We start from the raw sequence: 21,779 nt of genomic DNA on the forward strand, positions 1-21,779 counted from the left end.
TTGCCATGTTCTCTGCTGTTCTGGTCGCCAATCGTGGCGAAATTTCCTGTCGCATCACGCGCACCCTGCGCTCGATGGGCATCCGTTCGATCGCGGTCTACACCGAGCACGATCGTGACGCGAAGCACGTTCAAGTGGCGGATGCCGCGGTGCTGATCGACAGCTACCTCTCGGTCGAATCGATCGTTGCTGCCGCCCATGCCGTCGACGGCTTGCATGCTGATGCGGTTCACCCGGGCTATGGCTTCCTCTCGGAAATTGCGCAACTGGCCGAGGCCTGTGTCGCTGCCGGAATCACGTTTATCGGCCCGGGCGTCGAAGCGCTCGAGATTATGGGCGACAAGATCGCCTCGAAGAAGCACGTGACCGAGCGCGGCGTTGCCGTGATCCCGGGCATCGCCGAGCCCGGCATGACCAATGACGATCTCGTGGCTGCTGCTGCCGAGGTCGGGTTCCCGCTGCTGATCAAGCCATCGGCTGGCGGTGGTGGCAAGGGCATGACGATCGTGCGCGAGGCCGATGCGGTTGCTGGCGCCCTCGACTCTGCTCGTCGCGTGGCCAGTGCCGCGTTCGGCGATGACACGCTCTTCTTGGAGCGCTTGGTCGAGAAGCCCCGCCACATCGAGGTACAGGTGCTGGCCGATAGCCACGGCACGATCATCCACTTGGGCGAACGCGAATGTTCGCTGCAGCGTCGCCACCAGAAGATCATCGAAGAAGCGCCATCGCCGCTGCTCGATGAGGCAACCCGTCAGCGCATCGGTGAAGCAGCCTGCGAGGTCGCGCGCAGCGTGAGCTACGTCGGTGCCGGAACCGTCGAGTTCCTTGTCTCCGACAATGCGCCCGACGAGTTCTTCTTCATGGAGATGAACACGCGACTGCAAGTGGAACATCCGGTCACCGAAATGGTCACGGGCATCGACCTCGTGGAGTGGCAAGTGCGAATCGCTGCAGGCGAGAAGCTCACGGTGGAGACACCGACGCTCACCGGTCACTCGGTCGAGGCGCGCATCTACTCCGAAGATCCCGCCAACGATTTCCTGCCCTCCGCCGGTCAGATCGTGCACCTGCACGAGGCTGGCGACGGCAGTGCGGCCAGCGCCGGCACAAGCAGCCCAGCCACAGCCAGCACCGCCGCGACCAGCGTCCGCGTCGACAGCTCGCTCATCCAGGGCGGCACCGTTTCGGCCAACTACGACCCGATGCTCGCCAAAGTCATCGCTCACGGCGCCACGCGTGCCGAAGCACTCCGCGCCCTCGACAGTGCCCTCGCCGACACCGTCATCCTGGGCGTCACCACCAACATCGAATTCCTCCGAGCCCTCCTCAACCGCGACGACGTACAAGCCGGCGATCTCGACACCGGCCTCATCGAGCGCGCTCTTGCCGAGATCGAGTTCGCCGCTCCCACCCCAGCGGTGCTCGCAGCGGCGGCTCTGAGCATCCATTCCGAACGCTGGATGCCGGGCTCACCCTGGCGGCAGCCCAGCGGTTGGCGTGTGGGAACCCATCGCCCGGCCCGCTACCGTCTCGCGTGTGCCGGGCAGGTGCACGAGGTTCTGGTTGCCGGTGCGCCAAGCGCAGCGGAGGTCACGATCGACGGCACCACTACTCCGGCGCGCTTGACGAGCACCGGTATCGAGTGGGGTGCCCAGAGCATCCGTCTCGCTATTGAAACGGTCGACGCCACGGTGTGGATTGGGCAGGAGGGCACTTCCTGGGCTCTCACTGCGCAGTCTCGCGCCGAGTCACTGGCCGATCACCGTGCGACACTCGCGAGAGTCGCTGGCGTGGTCGATCCCGAGTTGCGTTCGCCCATGCCCGGCACGGTTGTCGCCGTCGCGGTGGCGAACGGAGACTCTGTGACTGCCGGTCAGACGGTGCTCACGATTGAAGCCATGAAGATGGAACACCCCGTTGTCGCAACCCTCGATGGGGTTGTCGACATCAGTTTGAAGCCTGGCGATTTGGTCACACGCGATCAGATCGTTGCCCGAATCGAATCGCCACAAGCGAGCACTGAAGGAGAAACCTCATGAGTCACGACGCTACCCGCGGCGAAATCACCCACCTCGGCCTCACCGATGAGCAGTTGAAGTTGAGCGCTGATGTGCGCGACTTTGCTGACAAGGTTGTTGCTCCGGCAGCGTATGAGTACGACACGAAGCGTGAACTGCCCTACGGCATCATCGCTCAAATGGGTGAGATGGGTCTCTTCGGTTTGCCGTTCCCCAAGGAATATGGCGGGCAGGGCAAAGACTACGTTTCGCTGTGTCTCGCGATTGAGCAGCTTGCTCGCGTTGACCAGTCGATCGCGGTGACGCTCGAGGCCGGCATCGGTCTGGGTGCGATGCCGATCTTCAAGCACGGTAGCGAAGAGCAGAAGCAGCAGTGGGTTCCGATGCTTGCCCGCGGTGAAGCTCTCGCTGGTTTCGGGCTGACCGAAGCGGATGCCGGCTCCGATGCTGCGGGAACCAAGACCACCGCCGAGCTCATCGATGGCGAATGGGTCATCAACGGTACGAAGCAGTTCATCACGAACTCGGGCAGCGAGATCACGAAGGTGGTGACGGTCACGGCGGTCACGGGGCGTCGTGAGAATGGCAAGCCTGAGTTGAGCGCCATCCTCGTTCCGAACGGTACGCCGGGCTTCACAGTGCACCCGCCCTACGACAAGGTCGGCTGGCACACTTCGGACACGCACCCGCTGTCGTTCGACAACGTGCGGGTTCCCGAAGAGAACCTGATGGGGGAGCGCGGCCGTGGCTTCGCGAACTTCATTGAGGCTCTGGATGAGGGTCGCGTTGCGTTCTCGGCGCTCTGCACGGGTGCGGCTCAGGGCTGCCTGGAGGAGTCGATCCGGTACGCCAACGAGCGTCACGTCTTCGGCCGTTCGATTGGCTCGAACCAGCACATTGCGTTCAAGATTGCGCGGATGCAGGCCCGAGTTCACTCGGCACGCTTGGCAACCTACGATGCAGCCCGCAAACTGGTTGCCGGGGTTCCTTTCAAGATGGAGGCGAGCTTGGCGAAAATGATCAGCAGCGAGGCGGCCATGGATAACGCTCGGGATGCCACCCAAATCTTTGGTGGCTATGGCTTCATGAACGAGAACCCTGTCGCTCGCCACTACCGTGACTCGAAGGTGCTGGAGCTCGGTGAGGGCACCACTGAGGTTCAGATGATGGTCATTGCTCGTGAGTTGGGGTTCGCGACCCTATGACCGGTAAACGTATTCAGCAGCGCGGTCTCTGGTTCGACGAGTTCGAGGAGGGCGCGGTCTATTTGCACGCGCCCGGCCGCACAGTCACCGAGGCTGACAATGTTCTCTTCACGACGATGACGATGAACACGCAGTCGCTGCACTTGGATGCCGCGTGGTCAGAGCAGCAGCCGTTCGGGCAGCGATTGGTGAACTCGATGTTCACGCTCTCGACGATGGTGGGGGCATCCGTAGCTCAACTGACGCAGGGCACGATTGTGGCCAACTTGGGCTTCACGGAGGTCAACTTTCCGCATCCGCTGTATCACGGCGACACGATGTATTCCGAGAGTGAGGTGCTGGAGAAGCGGCTTTCGAAGTCGCGCCCCGGCCAGGGAATCATTTCGTTGCGTCACACGGCCAAGAACCAGGATGGTGTTGTGGTGGCTGTGGCGACCCGTTCGGTGATGGTCTGGACTGAGGAGGGCGCACCGTGAGCTTCACTTTAGGGCCGTCGATTCTGTTTGTTCCGGGCGATCGCCCCGACCGTTATGCCAAGGCGCTTGAGCGCGCGGATGCCATCATCATTGACCTTGAGGATGCCGTAGCAAGTGTCGATAAGGCTGCGGCCCGCGCTGCGCTGATCGCTAACCCGATGGATCCGGCCCGCACGATCGTGCGACTGAATCCGGCGGGAACCGAGGATCACGACAGTGACCTGGAGGCGTTGGAGCAGACGGAGTACCGCACGGTGATGCTCTCGAAGTCGGAGTCGGTTGCTGACTTCGATGCGCTCACTGACCTCGACGTGATCGCCCTGTGCGAGACGGCGCGGGGTGTGCTGGCGGCCACAAGTTTGGCGGCGCTGGACTGCGTGGTTGCCCTCATGTGGGGTGCCGAAGATCTGGTGGCGTCGCTCGGTGGTTCGTCGTCGCGCGAAGATTCCGGCCCGTACCGTGGTGTCGCGTTGCATGCGCGGTCGTCGGTGTTGTTGGCGGCTGGTGCCTATTCGAAGGCTGTGATTGATGCGGTGCATCTCGATATCGCAGACCTGGACGGTCTCGGTGCTGAGGCTCGGGATGCCGCGGCTCTCGGGTTCACGGCAACGGCCTGCATTCATCCCTCTCAAGTGGCCATTGTGCGCGAAAGTTATGCGCCCACGGTCGAGCAAATCGCGTCAGCACGAGCACTTCTCGCCGCAGCGGAATCGCAGCCCGGCGTCTTCAGCTTCGAGGGCCGCATGGTCGACGGCCCCATCCTGCGGCATGCGGAGTGCGTGGTGGCGCGGGCGGGGTTGCGCGAGGGCTAGCAGTTCATCGCGCTTATAGGTTTCTTAGAGCAGCTAGCGTCCCGCTTCGAACTGCCTCCACTGCAGATTGAATCTCCCGTAGGCCTACTTCGTCTTCTAGTACAGACACTGTCAACCGGTCGGTATCAATGAAGCGAAGGTGAGGCGGGCGTTTGCCGTCGACGATAACCATATTTGCTGGTCCGATATTGCGGTCAATTATGTTGGTGTTACCTCTTACGAAGTAAGAGTCGAGCCGTTCGTCGAAGTGCTCGAATCCGTTCCGAACCTTTCGACTCGCTAAAACTGAGTCGTTATTGACTTTGATTGCCTGGCGTAATCGCTTCCCTCGCGAAAGTGTGAACTTTCTGAGCGCATTTTGATCGTCGCTGAGCGGTGATTTATTGAGGCCTGAAATTGGAGGGTTAGGCCACAGGAGTTTTGAGATCAGCGCAGCGGCGCTTAGTACCGATTGCGTCGCAGCGTATGCACGAGGAAGTGAAGGTTTTTCCAATGCCATAGCGGAGTCGAAGTCGCTGAATGCGATCTCAGCGGCCTCGCATTGGGACCGCAGTTCCGAGAGATATGTCCTGAGCATGAATTCCGAGATTTGAGTCATGCGAACATCATCCCGCGGGAGACACGCTTCCTTCCCTCTAAGCGCTCGGCTATTTGTCTAAAGCTCCTCCACTCGCGGAATCAAGGATCCGAGCCAGTGCAACTCAAGTCTTCATGACATCGTTGCTCTTGAGCACGCGCATGCACTTCGCGAATGTCGCGCAGCCTCCGGTGGGGCCTACATTGACAATGGCAGGCGTGATCTAATCGCTCTATGACAGGAAGCCCGCTCGAACTCCCCACGCTGCAGGGGGAGCGGTTGGTGCTGCGCGATTGGCGCGACTCCGATGTAGCAACGGTTCAAGAAGCATCCGGTGATCCTCAGATTCCGCTCATCACGACTGTCCCGGCAACCGACGATGAAGCCGAGTCATTGGCATTCATCGCCCGGCAACATGATCGTCTGAGAACCGGTGCCGGGTATGTGTTCGCGATAGCCGATGGCGCCGACCGTGCCGTTGGTCACATCGGGATGTTCTTCGTGGCGGGAGCGGGTTCGCGCGCCAGCATCGGGTACTGGGTCGTGCCCTCCGAGCGACGCAAAGGCTACGCCGCCGAGGCACTGCGGGTGCTCACAGCGTGGGCGGTGAACCACGCTGATCTCGACCGGCTCGAACTGTACGTCGAGCCGTGGAACGAAGGGTCATGGCGAGCAGCAGAAAGCGCCGGCTATGAGCGTGAAGGTCTACTTCGTGCTTGGGAGCGGGTAGACGGAAAGCCGCGCGACATGTTCATTTACGCGCAGCTGACGACTCGGGCGTAAAACCAGTCGCGATTCAGCACCGCTCCGGCCGCCTCGCCACCTCAGACCATCGACCCCAGATCCGACCCGGTCGACGGGTACGCGGCGGTTGTCGCTTTGATTTGGCGGGTGGTGAGGCCGTTCTTCATGGCGAGAGCGATCGTGTTAGCGAGTTCGGCGTAGTCGTGGCCGAGGAGGTGGGCGCCGATGATGCGGTCGGTGCTCTTGTCGACCGGAATCTTTGTCGCACCGGTCGTTTCACCGATGCGGTAGTTGGAGAACCATCCGCTCGTGTCCGTGAATCGCACGTCAACGTCGAGTCCGCTTTCCTTGGCCTCGTGCTCGAGCATGCCGACTCTGACGAGCTCCGGAATGGTGAACACCGCAGTGGGTATGGCGCTGTAATCCGGTGTCGCCGAATTCGGCTTCAACATGTTGGATGCCGCGATCTTCGCCTCGAACACCGCCACCGGTGTCAGCGGCATCCCTGGGGTGTCTGCAGCATCGCCAGCCGCATAAACATTCGGGCTCGTGGTGCTCTGAAGGTGCTCCGAAACTTGGATGCCGCGAGGGCCGAACGCGACATTGGCCGCTTCGAGATTCAGACGACTGAGGTCTGCGGTGCGCCCCGCATTGTGTACGACGAGGTTGGGGTCACAGCCCTTCAGTCGGGCGCAGCACGGTCGAGCTACGCCTAGATTTCGACGTCGTAGAGCGGCGGTAGTTCGACAGTTTCGAGAGCTGCCCGCATGTGGTGCAACCGACGGTGAGTATCCCGACTACTCGCGTCGAGCATCCATCGCCTGCTGGATCATTACTCGCGGGTAGTGGCAGCGAGAGCGTGAAAGCCAGATCGCTCCGCCGAGGACAAACAAAACGATCGCCGGAATCCAGAAGTCAACGTCGGAGGATTCTGATATTGGCCAGGCCCATAGGGCTGCGTCGCCACCACTCGACCTGCCAAAGATTGCTGAGACGAACACGTACACCGTTGAAACAATTCCAGCGAAACGGTAGCCGGTGAGCGGAACCAGCACCATCCCCAACCCGAAGAGCCCGAGAACATCCCGAAGCATTAACACGGCCGGGGTGGATGCGGCACCCGTGAACATCGCCCACCCGAAGACCACGACAACGCACAACCCCAAGATCGCGCACAAGGACGCGAGACCGTAAAGCCGCATCGCTCGCGTCGCCGCAAGGACCGCAGACTTGTGCCCGGCCGACACGCTTGCCCACGCGCCCACCGTGATGAGTACCGCGACGAGGGCGTACGACCGGATCGACGCGAACGCGGTAGGCCCAGCCAACGACGGGATCGGGAGCCCGAATGAATCAGGTGCGGCTATGACCACGACTGTGCCCACGAAGGCGATACCTATCGCCCATTTCGGGTGTTGGCTCCGGATCCACCACCTCATCGCGACGGAATCTCAATCGGTTTCGAGGAGCAATTTGTGAGGGTAGGGGAAGCGGCAAAGTACCAGTCACGCTGTTGCTGAGCGCTCAGATGGCTGAATTCTTCGATGAGGCGCCCCGAGTCCGGAGTGAGATCGGGCTGCGGGAGGGCGGACACATTGACCAACCTCTTCGCGGCAATGGTCTGAAGCCACCACGTTGTGACCGCAGCGACATCCAGACGCTTCAGGTAGTCCGAACCATCTCCGCAATATGGAGCCACATCATCGGGGGTCATGGCAGCGGCTGTTGTGTACACGAGTTGGGCCGTTGTCGGTCTTGAGCTGATGACGACGCGTAGTGATAAGCGGTCGGCCCTGGTGTTCGACGTGGTGACCACTGCAGGCATCCGGATGCCCTCGTCTCGAAGGTTCTCGTAAGCCGCAGCGAGGGTCGCACGCGGGTCTTCGCGTTGCAGCTGCTCCGGATACACGCAGATAGTAGGGGCCGTGCCGGTGCAGACCAAATCACCCCTGCTCCGCGGAACAACCGGTTGCGCTCCGAGGCCCTGCGCAACATTCAGACCCACCGTGATCGCGATCACCACGAATGCGACGGCCGCTACGCCAGTGAGCGGGGCAAGGCTCCTATGTGTTCCCCTGGGCGGCACCGTCGCGGAGATGAGAAACGCAGCGGACATCAGCAAGCTGAACACGATGACGGCGATGACAGCCCGCTCATCCAAAGTCGTTTCGACGCTGCAGCATGCCGTGATTATCAACCCGGCGAGGTATCGGACCGGAAAGTAGCTCACAGCCCAGGTGAATCCCAACCAGCAATACGACACAAAGACGGACAGAGGGATGCTGGCGGCGACCGGCAGATAACGCCCCAACAGATAGCCAACGGAGATGTGGAAAATCAAGATTGCCGCCCAGGCGAGCACAATCTCGAAAGGAATACGCCCGGGCGCTCCCCACGATGTCGACATTAGTAGAAGCAGCCCGAATAGCTGCGACACGAACGCGCCCACGATCGGCGGCAAAAGAAGGCTGTGGGTGATTCGCGCACGACTTCGTGCCAAAGGAAGAGCCCAGATTCCCGATCGTCGGGCACGAGCGGCGACTATCGCCGCAGACGCCGAACCGACCGGAGCAGAGAAGATCAGAAATATCGACGCATTCGAGAAAGTCGAAACCCAGTAGCCCTCGAAGTTTTGAGGATCAACGAAAGCGGCGTTGTACAACACGATGGCGATCATCGCCACAGCACTGAGAACGTAGGCGGGCTCGCGCCAGAAGGTTCGAATCGAGCGCATATCAGTCCTCGGGCTTCACTATCTGCGCATACGCAACCAGACTGCGCCGGTGCGGTTCCACCCCGCTGGGGGCAGTGGAAGTGAAGTTGCTGACCGTGCCCTTAAACCGAAGGGTTCCGTCGTCGATAACGATCACCCTGTCGAACGAGTCACTCAAGTCATTGACGTCGTGAGTAGCCACGATCGTGACGATGTGCTCAGGTAGTGACTTGATGAGTTCCCCGAATCGCGCTTGCTGCAGCGGGTCCAGCCCAGCGGTCGGCTCATCGAGGAGCACCACTCGAGCCTCGTGAACGAGCGCTCCTGCCAACTGCATTCGCCGAGCTTGCCCCCCGGACAATTTCGTCGCAGACCGTGACTCGAAATCCTGCAGATCCATTGCCTCAAGGGCAGCGGCCGCTCGGGACCAGGCGTCGCGTCGGTTCATGCCCTTCAACCAGCCCGCGTAGGCCACGTGTTCTCGCACGGTAAGCCCAGCAAAGATCCCAGCATGTTGGGGGAGCCATGCGACGGCCTGCCGATACTGGCGAATCGTTCGGCGATCGGATGAACGTCCTATGCCCACAAGGTCAACCGAGCCGTGCTCGGGGCGGTAGATGCTGGCCAGAAGTCCCAAAAGTGTTGATTTGCCCGCACCGTTGGGGCCGAGGAGAACTGTCGCTCCGGCAGTGAAACCCACCGAAAAGTTCTCGAGCACAGGAGCCCTCGAATATCCGAACGTACAGTCAGAAACGACCAGCTCGTCTGCCAACGCTTCCCCTAGCTTTCGTGTGTTGCTGATTCGCTCGCTAGCGATCAGGCCATTAAGTGAAATTTCCTATCATCACCGACCTCAGCGTTGGCATGTGCGATCGTGCTGACCACACATGCCAACGCTGAAGCTCAGGGAAGCGAGGCTTATTCAAGCACGTCGCCGAGGCGAAAGAGGCTAGCTCCGCCCAAACTCTCAGGCGTGCGCAACGACCCTAAAAGGCCGCTGCAGCGTGGGCGCTCAGCTGATGAATGTTGCTGGTGCTGCCATCGAGGCCCAAAATATTCCAGTGATATGCATCCGACCGGGTCTGTTCGCCCCAGTTCATTGAGCCGCATGTCGTACTCCTGGTGCCGACGGACTGGTCGGGTAATAGGCCAAACTCGTCGTAGAGCGTGATGTCGGCCGACTTCACCAGTCCGGCCGCGTTGTAGTAGGTGCACGAGCTGAACGTTACGGTCGTGCTGTGGTGGTCGAGATGAGAGTCCTGCCAAGAGGTCGAGTTGAATCCCGGTGCCTTTTTCGAGAACGTCTGGCCTAGCGTTCCTTCTGCCATCGCTGGAGTCGCGAACAGCAGCGTCACCGCGACCGCTGCAACACTCGCGAGAGCGAGGACCTTCTTTTTCATCATTGGGTGCTCCTTTGTCAATTACTCATCTCGATCGCCGACGTCCGACGACCGTCCCAGCACGCCCCCAATCGCTCTGTCCAGTCCTGGAGCTCTTAGGGGCAGCGAGTCAAGTCAGCTGGAGGCTTTCCGCGACCGAGCCAGATCGTCAAACGATCTGTCTGCCCTCGCCAACATGAGAAAGACTAATCTTCAACAGGGTTTGGCGCAATAGGGAACTTCACGCGGCGTCGAAGAGCCGCGGGGTTAGAGGGTGTCGAGAGCTGCCCGCATGTAATGCAACCAGCGGTCACGAACATCCGGACTCACCTTGAAGGGCATGTGGCGCATGCGCAGGCGGGCGGCTCCAGGTGAATCGGCAGCAGCACCTCATTCGTAGCCGCGCGCCCATAGAACTCGCGCACCATCTTCTCGAACTTGGCGCGGGCGAGCCTAAACGAGGCATACTCGCCGATGGCGAACCCAGCTAGTCGGTGGTCTAATTGTTGGCCAGCCCGTGTCTGTTGGGCAGCATCCTCTAGGGTGCTGGCTTGACCTCCCGAATGATCCGAACCAGAGTTATTGTCACTAAGAATAATCGCGGCAAATGGCGAGTATGGCGCACTCATGAGCGAACCCACTGACACGAGCACCACTCGCAGCGATCACCGCACCGATTGTTCTAATTTCGAACCGAAACTAGGCTCGCCTGCATCGACCTGCATCGACTGGTAGCGACCAGAACAGTTTTCGAGGCAGCAGGCCTCGACATCCGCTCTGGCTACCTACGATCTATCGAATGCTGTTCAACTTCTCTCGCAGCTGGTCAACGGTGGGAGCGCCGGCAAAGCCATCCGGAGTGATGTAGCGGCGGCAGGCAAGCCCGACCGGGGCATCCGGCTGGGCAAAAGGGTCCACACCATCGAAGAGGATGCTCGGCGACCCGCGGAACCCCGCACGCTCAGCTTCCTCGACCGTGTCGACCAGGTGCCGCGACACCGTGAGGCCCGGGAACTCTTGGACTAGTTCGGTGATGTGCTGATCGGCAACCTTCCAGTTGGGGCAGCCCTCGAAGTATTGCAGCGTGATTTCCATACCTTCACCGTAAACCTTGAAGTGCACTTGAAGGTCAAGCGTTAGTCTTGGCCCATGCTTATTGGAGAAGTCGCCGATCGCCTGGATGTTCCGCGCCACACGATCCGTTTTTACGAAAAGCAAGGCCTTCTGCCCGAGCCTCAGCGGCAAGGCAACGGGTATCGCGACTACGATCCCGTCGTTGTCGACCGCGTCACGTTCATCCGCAACAGCCAAGCCGCGGGGCTCACGCTGTCGGAAATTATGAGCATCCTGTCGCTGCGGGATGCCGGCGAAGCGCCCTGCACCCACGTCTCGAGCTTGCTCGAACACAAACTAGAAGGCGTGCAGGAGCGACTGAAAGACCTGGCGGCGCTCGAAGCGGAGCTGAAGCAACTCATCCACGAGGCTAAGGCTATCGACCCGGCCAACTGCACCGAGGCTGAGATCTGCACGATCATCCCGCGCTCCTGAAGAGCGGAGTCGCACCTGCTTCTTCCGTGGAGTGGGCAAAAGATCCGCCGATCAGAACTCGTAGATCTCGGTGAGCTCATCCGACAGCAGCACCGTGTGCGGAAGATCGCGCAGAGCGTCGGCGTCAACCGAGATGCCTCTCAACCGAGCCGACTCTGCATACGCTTCCCATGGAAAAGTGTCGGGATTCTCGTCGTCATCGTTGCGCACCAGATCGAGAACCTCGGAGATCACATCGGCGGCGGGCTGTTTCCACGAGACGACGTCGCCACCCCCGTGTCGGGAGGTGACCACGCCGCGATCCATATCGAGACGAATCATAGAATCGTCCGAAAGCCGCAGATACTGCGTCATCTTCATGTTCATGTGCGGCCGCGTATTTTCTGGAACCGGATCACCGAGTTCGCACATGATGACGAGACCGGTCACCGACAATGCTGAGAGGTCGAAGGGGAGGCGCTGCGCCTGTTCATCAAGCGACGCGCCCTCATTGATTGGCGCATAGCTGCCCTGCTCATCGCTGACTGTCATGGGGAGCAGTTTAGATCCTCCCTGTTGCGGGCAGGAGCTGTTGGCTCACGCGACTCCCGCTAGTCCCAGAACGAGTCGACAACGGCCGCCCGAGATTAGTGGAGTTTCTCTTACTTTTTTCGTAGGGTTGAGCACATGATGAGTTCAATCGGCGCGTTCGCAATGCTTCTCAATTTGCTGTTCGCCGCCGCGGTGATTGTCCTCTTTGTCTTGGTTGTCTGGGCTCTGATCCTGTCGATCAAAGCGCTGCGGAAATACCTCGGGCAATCGGGGCCTTCCAGTACCAATATGCACGGAAACGAGTGAGCGCTATAGGTTTGCGCGGACACTCGGAGACTCGACGAGCACATGAGTTCTCCCGCTAAGAACACCGCTGGGGTCGGCATCGTCAAACCCAGCGCGCTCGCACCCAGCGGTCGCTGGCGCTCAGGCGCCGGGCAATTGGCGTTCTGGCTTATCGCCACTGTCGGAACGATCGTGCTCTGTGTCGCGTGGTTCTGGTACGGGTTGTCGTTCTCCGAAGAGATGACCGAGCAGTGCAAGTCGGTTGCCGCGAACTCATCCATGGCCGGGTTCGGACTAGCCTTCGGCGCAGTCCCGCTCGTCATCATCCATGTGCTGATGCTGGTGCCCATGCTGGTGATCGGCGCGATGTACTACTCGAAACGAACTAGCGGTGTCGCGCTCGCCGTGTTTGTTGTAGCGGCCGGGAGTGGGTTTGGGATCATCGTGAACGAACTTCTCTGGGAAGGGCAACTCTTCACCATGTCTGCGGCGAGTTCCGGATGCTTGTAAGAGGGAGTGAAAGTGGAGTTCAGTGATTTGAGTGCCGCCGATGCGGAGCTGTATCGGGCGGTAATTGAAGAGGACGGCCCGATTCGGCTGGCCGAACTCGCGCAGTTGCTCTGCGCAGATGGTCACGACCTCGGCCAGTTCGATGGCTCAATCGAAAGCCTTGTGCCGCTGTGGACTTGGTTTATTGACTTCGCGGCAGCAGATTTCCCGGGCATCCCCGACGACGCTCGGTCGCGGCTGCAAGCGATCGAGGAGAAGGCTCCCAGCACCTCAAGGGCGCGGTACGCCTCGGAGCTTCTCATGCACTATCTGTTCGAGGTGGCTCGGGCCCACCTCGTCCATGCACGTTGGGCGGTAGAGACGCGGAAAAACTTGATGAGCACCCACGAGACGCGCGCGCAATTCGTAATCGGCAAAGGCAGCCAAGTCATGCCGAAGCTCGATAAGTGGTGCGAAGCGGTAGCTCTCGCACTCGTCGGCGGCAACCCGGCAGTCGCAGTCCCCGACTTCCTCATGACTGAGGCCCTTTCATCGGTATTGAACTTCGGTTGGATTACGAATGAGCGCATCCGTGCTGCTCCGCGCTCAGGAGTCTCGATTCTCGAAGGTTTGGGCGAGCCCGGGCCGCGTCGACCACCGCTGACGTTCGTGCCCGCTGCCGCACACTCGGCGTCGGACACTGCTGAACCCGAGGACGACGAGCTAGTCGGTGATGAGCTTATTCTGGCGGCGCCAGATGCCGATGTAGAGAACTTGGAGAACGCTCGTGCGCTGGATGCTGAGCCAGTCGCCGAGACGTTGGCGCGTTTGGGATTCGTCACTAGCGAAGGAGAACCGATCACGGCGGCGGTCATCCTCGCTGAGGAGATGGCTGAGTTCATGCGCTCGGATCATGACGTTGCCGTGTTCGCTACCGCTGCGTACGGCGGCAAACTGCGGGCCGTTCACGTCGACTCGATCAACCCGACAAAGGCTCAGTGGCAAGAGGTCATGGCCGCGCTGCAAACGCTCGCATCATCGCTCGACGCGAAGCTTGCGCGCGAAGACGAATTCGATTTCTTCGAAGACGAGTAAACCGGGCGGGTAGCCGCGCGCTTACTCTTCAAACGTGTTGACCATGGCGTGCGCGGCACGGTCGAGATACGCCCAGATTTCGGCATCGTAGAGCGGCGGCAATTCGAGGGTGTCGAGGGCGTTGCGCATGTGGTGTAGCCAGCGGTCACGGGCATCCGGGTTCACCTTGAAAGGCATGTGGCGCATGCGCAGGCGGGGGTGTCCGCGTTCCTGGCTGTACGTGTTTGGGCCGCCCCAATACTGTTCCAAGAAACCGGTGAGGCGCTGGATCGCGCCTTCGAGCTCGGGCTGCTCTGGGTACATCGGCAGCAACACTTCATCGGTGGCTACGCCTACATAGAATTCGCGCACGAGCTTCTCGAACGTGTCGCGACCGCCGATGAGTTCCCACATCGAATCGGCCGGAGCATCCGGAGTCACCGCCGGCTTCGCAATGATGCGAATCTTCGGGCGCTTCACGGGGTCAGCCGCGTTGCCAGGTTCAGCCGCAGTCTCGGCCACGTTCGCGGGCTCAGCCACGCCCGCAGTCTCAGCCACGTTCTCAGGGTCGGTCATTTCTTGGGCTTCTCCTCGCCAAAGTTCACGGGCACTGGGCGCGTGCGGGGCGGTCGTGCACCGCGCACACTCGCAGCACCCTCAAAGCCACTCAACACGATCGAGTTCAAAGCGGGAAGTTTGACACCCGCCTCATCCAAATCCTTCTTCAAACGGGCCCGAAGCTCGCGAGCAACATCATCCTTAGTCGCGGATGCCGTCTTCACGACGAGACGAACGACCACGGCTTCATCCGAAATAGATTCAATGCCCCAAATCTCAGGCACCTCCAAGATGCGAGTTGTCCACTTGGGGGTCTTATAGAGATCAACGGCGGTCTTCAGGATGCGCTCCTGCACGGCATCCACATCGGAGTCATACGGCACAGCAAGATCGATGATCACGCGCGCCCACCCTTGTGACATGTTGCCCACCCGGGTGATCTCGCCATTGCGCACAAACCACAGGGTTCCGTTCACGTCGCGAACCTGGGTGGTGCGGATGTCGACAGACTCCACAACACCCACCGCCGGCCCGAGGTCAACAATATCGCCAACGCCCAACTGATCCTCGGCGACCATAAAGAGACCGTTCAGCACATCCTTGACCACGTTTTGGGCACCGAAACCGAGACCAGCACCGGTCGCCGCCGTGATGAGGGCAAAGGCGCCCGTGGCGTTGGGGGCGAAGAGATCGAAGAGCAACAGCAGCACCACGATCACGATCGCCACGGTGACCAGACTGGAGAGAACGCCGCCGAGAGTGCGCGTGCGTTGAACAACGCGCACAGCGGCGAGCGGGGAAGTCAGCAGAACTTGAGTGTCGTGAATGTTCTCTTTGTGCTTCACGCCGTTCACCACGCGGTCGACGACGCGCTTGATAACGAACAGCAGAATGAAGCGAAGAACCCAGGCTCCGGCAATGATCACGGCACCTTGAAGAAGCGTCGAGCTCTCGTAAAACGCTCGCACCGCGGCCCACAGGCCACCTATCGTGAAATCTTCCATGCTTGGGAGCCTAGCGAGCGACTGCTGAATAGTCGCCGCTAGGCTCCCGCACGACCACCCGAAGGCGGCGGAAAGGGGTTAGGAGTTGTCGCGAGCCTGAACTGCCAGCGCACGCTCAACACCCGCAAGGTTCTCCACGATGATGCGGCGCAGGGCCGGAACATCGGGGTTTGCCTCGAGCCAGGCGTTCGTGGCATCCACGAGTCCCTGGTTTGCCAGCGGTGCCGGGTAGAGGCCACGAAGAACCGTCTCGGCAATCGCGTAGCTGCGGTTGTTCCACACATCGTTGATCGCCTCAAAGTACGGAGCCACAAAAGCTTCCAGCACGGCGGGGTCGTTCACGTGGGTGTAGCCCATGGTCACGTTGCGCACGATCGCGTTCGGCGCCTTGTCACTCTTTACGAGCGAGTCGAATGCGGCCTGCTTGCCCGCCTCCGTGGTGATCGTGGCGCGAGCGCGGGCCGCAGCCTGCTGGCCGTTTGCCGTCTTGTCCTTGGCGAGAGCCTCATCCACGTCAGCATCACCGGCAGCACCGTTGAGCACGAGGCCCTCCAGAAGCTCCCAGCTCAGGTCAGTGTCAATTTCGAGACCCTCCAGCGTGGTGGAACCGCTGAGCAGAGCGCGAAGCACCGTGACGTGCTGTTCGGTGGATGCCACATTCGCGAAGTACTTCACGAACTGGAACTGAGCATCCGATCCAGCCTCAGCACTCTGGGCGAGACCCCAGAGTGTGTCGCCGATTTTCTCGATCGTGGCGGCACGACGCTCAGGAGCAACGTACTGCTTAGCAACCAGAACTAGCTGCGCGAGCGTGGTGCGGATGGTGGTCGACTCGGTCTCCGAGGCAATGTTGCCGAGAACCAGGGCAACATAATCGCTGGCCGGAGTCTCAGCATCGCGAGCAGCATCCCACGCGGCGCCCCACACGATGGCGCGAGCCAGCGGGTCAGTGATGTCAGAGAGGTGCTTCATCGCCACAGCAAGCGAGGAGTCGTCGAGACGAATCTTCGCGTAGGCGAGGTCGTCATCGTTGATCAGGATGAGGTCGGGGCGCGTGGTGCCCACAAGCTCGGGAACCTCAGTGCGCTCGCCTTCAACATCGATCTCGACGCGGTGGTGACGAACAAGCTTGCCGTCCTGCAGCGAGTAGTAACCGATAGCCAGACGGTGCGGGCGAATCGTGGGGTAGTCCTCGGCGGCGGTCTGAACGATCGCGAAGCTTTCGACGGTTCCGTCTTCAGCGGTCACAACATCCGGACGCAGGGTGTTCACCCCAGCGGTCTCAAGCCAGAGCTTGCTCCACTCCATGAGCTCGCGGCCACTGGTCTTCTCCAGCTCAACCAGCAGGTCCTTGAGCTCGGTGTTGCCGAAGGCGTGCTTCTTGAAGTACGCGGCAACGCCGGCCATGAACGCTTCGAGACCAACCCAGGCCACGAGCTGCTTGAGAATCGAGCCACCCTTGGCATAGGTGATGCCGTCGAAGTTGACGAGAACGTCATCGAGGTCATTGATCGAGGCGTAGACGGGGTGAGTAGAAGGAAGCTGATCCTGCTTGTAAGCCCAGCTCTTCTCCATCGCCTGGAACGTGGTCCACGCTTCGGTCCACTCGGTGGCTTCAGCGGTCGCGATGGTCGATGCCCACTCAGCGAACGACTCGTTCAGCCAGAGGTCGTTCCACCACTTCATGGTGACGAGGTCGCCGAACCACATGTGAGCCAGCTCGTGCAGAATCGTGACAACGCGACGTTCCTTGATGGCGTCGGTCACCTTCGAACGGAACACGTAGGTCTCGGTGAACGTGACAGCGCCGGCGTTCTCCATGGCACCAGCGTTGAACTCGGGCACGAACATCTGGTCGTACTTCTCGAAGGGGTACGGGTACTGGAAGTGCTTCTCGAAGAACTCGAAACCCTGCTTGGTCTTCTCGAAAATGTAGTCAGCATCAAGGTGCTCGCTCAGCGACGCACGCGTGAAGATGCCGAGCGGGATGACGCGGCCGTCGCTCGAGGTGAGCTCGTCGCGAACCTCGGCATACGGGCCAGCCACGATCGCGGTGATGTAGCTCGACATGATCTGAGTGGGCGGGAACTCCCACGTGGCGTTCTCGCCATCCACCACAGGCTCAGGAGTGGGGGAGTTGCTGATAACAGCCCAGCGTGCCGGTGCGGTCACGGTGAACTGGAACGTGGCCTTGAGGTCAGGCTGCTCGAACACAGCGAACACGCGACGCGAATCGGGCACCTCGAACTGCGAGTAGAGGTACACCTCGTCATCAACCGGGTCAACGAAGCGGTGCAGGCCCTCCCCGGTGTTGGTGTATTCGGCATCCGCCACAACCTCAAGAACGTTGTTCTCAGCAAGATTGTCGAGCTGGATGCGCACACCATCGTTCACGGCCGCAACATCAAGAGCGGTGCCGTTGAGCGTGACCGAGTGCACCGTGCGGGTGATCGAATCAATGAAAGTGGATGCGCCAGCAGTGGCAGTAAAGCGAACAGTCGTGCTGCTCTTAAACGTCTCAGGACCCGTAGTGAGGTCAAGCGCAATCTCATAGCTGTCAACGTTGACAATCGCTTTGCGTTCTTGCGCTTCAACTCGGGTGAGGTTCTCTCCGGGCACGTACAACTCCTTCGTGTTGGGGCGGTTTGTGGCCGCACCTATCTACCTTATGCCGCACCTCCTCAATGTCAGCACTACCGCTCGGATGCGACCGTAGACTGGACGAATGCGCATCCATATCGCCACCGATCACGCCGGCCTCGAGTTCAGTGCCACCCTGCAGCAGCACCTCACCGATGCAGGCCACGAAGTGATCGATCACGGACCTGTTCAGTACAACGCTCTCGACGATTACCCCGGGTTCTGCATCGCCGCAGCCCGTGGTGTTGCCGCCGACCAGGCTGCCGGTGTTGACGCCCTCGGTGTCGTCTTCGGTGGTTCGGGTAACGGTGAGCAGATCGCCGCCAACAAGGTCGTGGGCATCCGCGCCGCTCTCGTGTGGAACGACTCGACCGCCGCCCTGGCACGCCAGCACAACGACGCCAACGTCATCTCTATTGGCGCCCGTCAGCACACCGTCGACGAAGCCACCCGCTTCATCGACCTCTTCATCGCCGAGCCCTTCTCGGGCGACGAGCGTCACGCCCGCCGCATCGCTCAGCTTGCCGAGTACGAAACGACAGGCGCCATCGCCGCGCACCCCTTCGACAACTAATGCCTGAGGGGCATTCCGTACATCGCATCGCGCGCCAGTTCGCGCTGCACTTCGTCGGCAAAACCGTCGCAGTGTCGTCTCCTCAAGGCCGCTTTGCTGCGGGAGCCGAACGCATCGATGGACTTCGGATGCTCACCGCCAAAGCCGTGGGCAAGCAGATGTTTCTCGAGTTCGAACACGACCGCTGGCTGCGCGTGCACCTCGGGCTCTACGGGGCGTGGGATTTCGCGGGCAACTTCACCGCCGACGCGACCACGGCATCCGCCGCCGGTCGCATGGGGCAGACCAACCAGCACGGCACGGTCGTGGGGGAGCACGAAGACTCGCTGGCGAGCATTGGTGCCCCGCGACGCACGCGTTTGCGGATGTCGGAGCAAGAGAAAGCCACGGACACGGTCTCAGAGTTCCCGCCCGAGCCCATCGGCGCCGTGCGGGTTCGTCTCCTCACCGACACCACGTGTGCCGACCTGCGCGGGCCCACCGCGTGCGAAGTGCTCACTCCCGATGAGGTGCAGGTCGCGCTCAACAAGCTCGGGCCCGACCCGCTCGTCGACGACAACGGTGAGGCTGAAGAGCGCTTCGTTGCTACCGTTCGCAAGAAGCAGACCGCTATCGGCATCCTGCTCATGGATCAGTCGGTCGTCAGCGGCATCGGCAACGTATACCGCGCCGAGATTTTGTTTCGCGCTCGCCTCGACCCGCACATTCCGGGCAAGCTCATCCCCGAAGAGTTGCTGCGCGAACTCTGGCGTGACTGGGCACACCTGCTTGAAATCGGTGTGCGTACCGGCCAAATGATGACAATGGATGGACTCACCGGCGACGACTACACGGCCGCGCTCGCGAGCAGGGATGACCGTCACTGGGTCTATCACCGCGAAGGGCTGCCGTGCCGCGTCTGTGGCACGAACATCGCAATGGAACTCGCTTCGGCCCGCAAGCTGTACTGGTGCCCGAGCTGCCAAGCACCACTGGGCAGCTAACGTGCGTCACCGCGCTAACGGCGCGTACAGTAGCCCAGAACTAGCCGCAGAAATGACAAGGGCATTACCGAGTGAAACTGACTAACGCGCGCATCGTCGGCGACGATGCCTCCGCCCTGGTCGATGTCACCCTCACCGAGGGCCGCATCTCCGCTATCGAGCCCCACCGGCATGCTGCGGATGCCGCGGGCGACACTGCTGCTGAGCGCGACTTTGCCGACCACGACTCTGTCGACCACGAGGCTGTCGATCTCGACGGCCGCTGGATCATGCCCGGCCTCTGGGATCAGCACGTGCACTCGAGCATGTGGGCGCAGCAATCGCAGCGCATCGACCTCAGTCACACGACCTCGGCAACCGAAGTCGCCGTCACTCTCGCTACTTCGGTGTTGCCGCAGTCCGAGGGCATCATTGTCGGCCAGGGTTTCCGCGATGCCCTGTGGCCCGACCAGCCCACCCGCGCCCTGCTCGACTCGGCCGTCTCTGACATTGCCGTCGTTCTTGTCAGCGGCGACCTGCACTCTTGCTGGCTCAATAGCCTCGCCCTCGAACGCTTCGGCTTCTACGATCACCCCACCGGCTTCCTGCGTGAAGAGGAAGCCTTCGCGGTCGGAAGTGCGCTCAGCCGGGTGGAACCCGAGGTTCTCGACGAGTGGATCCACAACGGCGCCCGCGAAGCGGCATCCCGCGGTGTGGTCGGCATCGTCGACCTCGAGATGACGTGGGAGTTTGAGAACTGGCAGCGCCGCATGCTGCACGGCTTCGACCTGTTCCGCGTGCGCGTTGGCGTGTACCCGCGCTTCCTGGAGCGCGCCATTTCCGAAGGTCTCGCCACCGGGCAACGCCTCGCGCCGCTGCTCGAAGTCGGTCCGTTCAAGATCATCACCGACGGTTCGCTCAACACCCGCACGGCGTACTGCGTCGAGTCGTACCCGGGCGAAGCCGAGAACAGGGGAGTGCTCAACATCCCCACCGACGAACTGGTCGAATGGATTCGCACCGCCAGCGACGCCGGCCTTTCGCCTGCCGTTCACGCCATCGGTGACGACGCCAACACCCTTGCCCTCGACGCTTTCGAAGCTGTCGGATGCCGTGGCCGCATCGAGCACGCCCAGTTGCTTTCCGCAACGGACCTGCCTCGCTTCGCGGCTCTCGGTATTGCCGCGAGCGTGCAGCCCGAACACGCCATGGATGACCGTGACGTAGCGGACGCACTGTGGCCCGGGCGCAACGACCGCACCATCGCCCTGCGGGCTCTGCTCGACGCGGGTGCTGAGTTGCTGATGGGCTCGGATGCTCCGGTGGCACCGCTTGACCCGTGGGCAGCGATCGCGTCGGCCGTGAGTCGTAGCCGCGATGGGCGCGAGCCGTGGCATCCAGAACAGTGCATCACGGTTGCCGAAGCGCTGCAGGCCTCAGTGCAATCGAGCATCGCTGTCGGCGAAGTTGCTGACATTGTCGTGACACGCAAAAACCCGCTCGACTGCAGCGGTGATGAGCTGCGATCGATGCGGGTTGACGCGACGATTCTGGATGGCCGCTTCACTCACAACGAGCTGTAGCTGCGACGAGTCGCAGACACAGCCAGTCGCCAGCGAAGCGACCGCCCGAAAAGTTACTTCGTGGCGAGGTGAGCGAAGAGGAACCAGCGGTCCTTCTCCAGCCCACGAGCGATCTCAATCGCAACGTCTTCGCTGACCTTGTCGAGCTCACCGAGCTCGTCAACGGCGGTGCGAACGGTCACGAGCGTGGCGTCGATCGCGGCGATAACCTGCGCGATGACCTCGTCGGACTGCTGGAAGCCAGCGGTCATGCTGGGGGTCGTTGCCTTAGCGCCAACGGTCTGCGTGCGAGCGTCAATCGGGAGTCCGAGAGCAACAACGCGCTCTGCGGCCGTGTCAGCCCATTCGCGGGCGTGGTCGACGATGACGTCGAGAAGTTCGTGTACTGCCTGGAAGTTGACACCGCGAACGTGCCAGTGAGCCTGCTTGCCGTCGATCGACAGCGCCGTGAGGTCGGTGACGACCGGGCCGAGGAACTGGGCAACACCCGAGGTGACATCAGGGTCTGCTGAGGTCTGCGGAACTGCTTGAATTTCGGTCATTGTGTGCTCCTTCATTGTTCTTCAGATACAACGCTACGCAGCCACAAAAATTTCACAAGCAAGCT

24 protein-coding genes and 1 pseudogene are annotated in these 21,779 nt (G+C 61.2%); 13 read left to right on the plus strand and 12 right to left on the minus strand.

Translation table 11 applies throughout. The features are described 5' to 3' along the window. The first annotated feature begins 5 nt into the window (after positions 1–5). The 5 genes from ACR3YK_RS10130 (at position 6) to ACR3YK_RS10150 (ending at position 5,871) form a co-directional block, all read left to right on the plus strand. Positions 6–2,039 (plus strand): acetyl/propionyl/methylcrotonyl-CoA carboxylase subunit alpha, encoded by a 2,034-nt coding sequence (locus ACR3YK_RS10130; RefSeq protein WP_486174759.1) that lies wholly within the window; start codon positions 6–8, stop codon positions 2,037–2,039. Then, a complete protein-coding gene (locus ACR3YK_RS10135; protein ID WP_486174760.1) occupies positions 2,036–3,223 on the plus strand; it encodes an acyl-CoA dehydrogenase family protein in 1,188 nt (395 codons plus the stop codon). Before ACR3YK_RS10130 ends, ACR3YK_RS10135 begins: the two co-directional genes overlap by 4 nt. After that, on the plus strand, positions 3,220–3,699 hold the full coding sequence (locus ACR3YK_RS10140; protein ID WP_100388689.1) for a MaoC family dehydratase: 480 nt from the start codon (positions 3,220–3,222) through the stop codon (positions 3,697–3,699). Before ACR3YK_RS10135 ends, ACR3YK_RS10140 begins: the two co-directional genes overlap by 4 nt. Next, positions 3,696–4,511, plus strand: coding sequence for an HpcH/HpaI aldolase/citrate lyase family protein (locus tag ACR3YK_RS10145; protein WP_486174761.1), 816 nt, complete (start codon positions 3,696–3,698; stop codon positions 4,509–4,511). The genes ACR3YK_RS10140 and ACR3YK_RS10145 overlap by 4 nt, the downstream gene beginning before the upstream one ends. 811 nt (positions 4,512–5,322) lie before the next feature. Further along, positions 5,323–5,871, plus strand: coding sequence for a GNAT family N-acetyltransferase (locus ACR3YK_RS10150; RefSeq protein WP_486174762.1), 549 nt, complete (start codon positions 5,323–5,325; stop codon positions 5,869–5,871). 41 nt (positions 5,872–5,912) lie between these two features. On the opposite strand, the gene ACR3YK_RS10155 is transcribed toward ACR3YK_RS10150, so the two are convergent. Beyond that, positions 5,913–6,335, minus strand: coding sequence for an NAD(P)/FAD-dependent oxidoreductase (locus ACR3YK_RS10155; RefSeq protein WP_486174763.1), 423 nt, complete (start codon positions 6,333–6,335; stop codon positions 5,913–5,915). 60 nt (positions 6,336–6,395) lie between these two features. Here ACR3YK_RS10155 and ACR3YK_RS10160 point away from each other — a divergent pair, with 60 nt between their 5' ends. Further along, the gene (locus tag ACR3YK_RS10160; RefSeq protein ID WP_486174764.1) at positions 6,396–6,548 is read left to right on the plus strand and encodes a hypothetical protein; all 153 of its coding nucleotides are present in this window, start codon (positions 6,396–6,398) and stop codon (positions 6,546–6,548) included. Positions 6,549–6,629: 81 nt separating this feature from the next. Here ACR3YK_RS10160 and ACR3YK_RS10165 read toward each other — a convergent pair whose 3' ends face one another. The 6 genes and pseudogenes from ACR3YK_RS10165 to ACR3YK_RS10190 all read right to left on the minus strand — a co-directional run bounded on the left by ACR3YK_RS10165 (position 6,630) and on the right by ACR3YK_RS10190 (position 11,019). Then, a complete protein-coding gene (locus tag ACR3YK_RS10165; RefSeq protein WP_486174765.1) occupies positions 6,630–7,205 on the minus strand; it encodes a hypothetical protein in 576 nt (191 codons plus the stop codon). A 62-nt stretch (positions 7,206–7,267) separates the two neighbouring features. Next, positions 7,268–8,566 carry a DUF7224 domain-containing protein gene (locus tag ACR3YK_RS10170; RefSeq protein WP_486174766.1) on the minus strand — a complete coding sequence of 433 codons (1,299 nt, stop codon included), beginning with the start codon at positions 8,564–8,566 and terminating at the stop codon, positions 7,268–7,270. A 1-nt stretch (position 8,567) separates the two neighbouring features. Next, complete coding sequence (locus ACR3YK_RS10175) at positions 8,568–9,263, minus strand: ATP-binding cassette domain-containing protein (protein WP_486174767.1); 696 nt, start codon at positions 9,261–9,263, stop codon at positions 8,568–8,570. Between the two features lie 268 nt (positions 9,264–9,531). After that, the gene (locus tag ACR3YK_RS10180) at positions 9,532–9,948 is read right to left on the minus strand and encodes a hypothetical protein (protein WP_486174768.1); all 417 of its coding nucleotides are present in this window, start codon (positions 9,946–9,948) and stop codon (positions 9,532–9,534) included. A 246-nt stretch (positions 9,949–10,194) separates the two neighbouring features. Then, positions 10,195–10,293: pseudogene (locus ACR3YK_RS10185) on the minus strand (globin domain-containing protein); the annotation flags it as partial. Between the two features lie 423 nt (positions 10,294–10,716). Beyond that, the gene (locus ACR3YK_RS10190) at positions 10,717–11,019 is read right to left on the minus strand and encodes a thioredoxin family protein (protein ID WP_486174769.1); all 303 of its coding nucleotides are present in this window, start codon (positions 11,017–11,019) and stop codon (positions 10,717–10,719) included. A 54-nt stretch (positions 11,020–11,073) separates the two neighbouring features. On the opposite strand from ACR3YK_RS10190, the gene ACR3YK_RS10195 reads away from it, so the two are divergent. Then, entirely contained in the window at positions 11,074–11,472 is a 399-nt protein-coding gene (locus tag ACR3YK_RS10195) for a heavy metal-responsive transcriptional regulator (protein WP_486174770.1), read from the plus strand. 51 nt (positions 11,473–11,523) lie between these two features. On the opposite strand, the gene ACR3YK_RS10200 is transcribed toward ACR3YK_RS10195, so the two are convergent. Continuing rightward, positions 11,524–12,003, minus strand: a complete 480-nt coding sequence (locus tag ACR3YK_RS10200) for a hypothetical protein (protein ID WP_486174771.1) — start codon at positions 12,001–12,003, stop codon at positions 11,524–11,526. 135 nt (positions 12,004–12,138) lie between these two features. Here ACR3YK_RS10200 and ACR3YK_RS10205 point away from each other — a divergent pair, with 135 nt between their 5' ends. The 3 genes from ACR3YK_RS10205 to ACR3YK_RS10215 are packed head-to-tail and all read left to right on the plus strand — an operon-like array spanning position 12,139 to position 13,872. Then, positions 12,139–12,309 carry a hypothetical protein gene (locus ACR3YK_RS10205; RefSeq protein WP_486174772.1) on the plus strand — a complete coding sequence of 57 codons (171 nt, stop codon included), beginning with the start codon at positions 12,139–12,141 and terminating at the stop codon, positions 12,307–12,309. 42 nt (positions 12,310–12,351) lie between these two features. Next, a complete protein-coding gene (locus tag ACR3YK_RS10210) occupies positions 12,352–12,798 on the plus strand; it encodes a hypothetical protein (protein ID WP_486174773.1) in 447 nt (148 codons plus the stop codon). Between the two features lie 12 nt (positions 12,799–12,810). Next, positions 12,811–13,872, plus strand: a complete 1,062-nt coding sequence (locus tag ACR3YK_RS10215; protein ID WP_486174774.1) for a hypothetical protein — start codon at positions 12,811–12,813, stop codon at positions 13,870–13,872. A gap of 21 nt (positions 13,873–13,893) precedes the next feature. Here the strand turns inward: ACR3YK_RS10215 and ACR3YK_RS10220 are convergent, their stop codons facing one another. From ACR3YK_RS10220 to pepN, 3 genes are all read right to left on the minus strand, one after another. Next, positions 13,894–14,265: a globin gene (locus tag ACR3YK_RS10220; protein ID WP_486176403.1), complete on the minus strand. Its 372-nt coding sequence runs from the start codon at positions 14,263–14,265 to the stop codon at positions 13,894–13,896. A 158-nt stretch (positions 14,266–14,423) separates the two neighbouring features. Beyond that, on the minus strand, positions 14,424–15,413 hold the full coding sequence (locus ACR3YK_RS10225; protein WP_100388700.1) for a mechanosensitive ion channel family protein: 990 nt from the start codon (positions 15,411–15,413) through the stop codon (positions 14,424–14,426). A 78-nt stretch (positions 15,414–15,491) separates the two neighbouring features. Continuing rightward, complete coding sequence (gene pepN / locus ACR3YK_RS10230) at positions 15,492–18,032, minus strand: aminopeptidase N (RefSeq protein WP_486174775.1); 2,541 nt, start codon at positions 18,030–18,032, stop codon at positions 15,492–15,494. 106 nt (positions 18,033–18,138) lie between these two features. Here pepN and ACR3YK_RS10235 point away from each other — a divergent pair, with 106 nt between their 5' ends. The 3 genes from ACR3YK_RS10235 (at position 18,139) to ACR3YK_RS10245 (ending at position 21,172) form a co-directional block, all read left to right on the plus strand. Further along, complete coding sequence (locus ACR3YK_RS10235; protein ID WP_486174776.1) at positions 18,139–18,627, plus strand: ribose-5-phosphate isomerase; 489 nt, start codon at positions 18,139–18,141, stop codon at positions 18,625–18,627. Continuing rightward, the gene (locus tag ACR3YK_RS10240; RefSeq protein ID WP_486174777.1) at positions 18,627–19,610 is read left to right on the plus strand and encodes an Fpg/Nei family DNA glycosylase; all 984 of its coding nucleotides are present in this window, start codon (positions 18,627–18,629) and stop codon (positions 19,608–19,610) included. The genes ACR3YK_RS10235 and ACR3YK_RS10240 overlap by 1 nt, the downstream gene beginning before the upstream one ends. A 71-nt stretch (positions 19,611–19,681) precedes the next feature. Beyond that, positions 19,682–21,172 (plus strand): amidohydrolase, encoded by a 1,491-nt coding sequence (locus ACR3YK_RS10245; protein ID WP_486174778.1) that lies wholly within the window; start codon positions 19,682–19,684, stop codon positions 21,170–21,172. Positions 21,173–21,225: 53 nt separating this feature from the next. On the opposite strand, the gene ACR3YK_RS10250 is transcribed toward ACR3YK_RS10245, so the two are convergent. Next, positions 21,226–21,714 (minus strand): Dps family protein, encoded by a 489-nt coding sequence (locus ACR3YK_RS10250; protein WP_100388705.1) that lies wholly within the window; start codon positions 21,712–21,714, stop codon positions 21,226–21,228. Positions 21,715–21,779 lie beyond the last annotated feature (65 nt).

It is taken from the genome of Salinibacterium sp. 10G20-15, assembly GCF_057365065.1.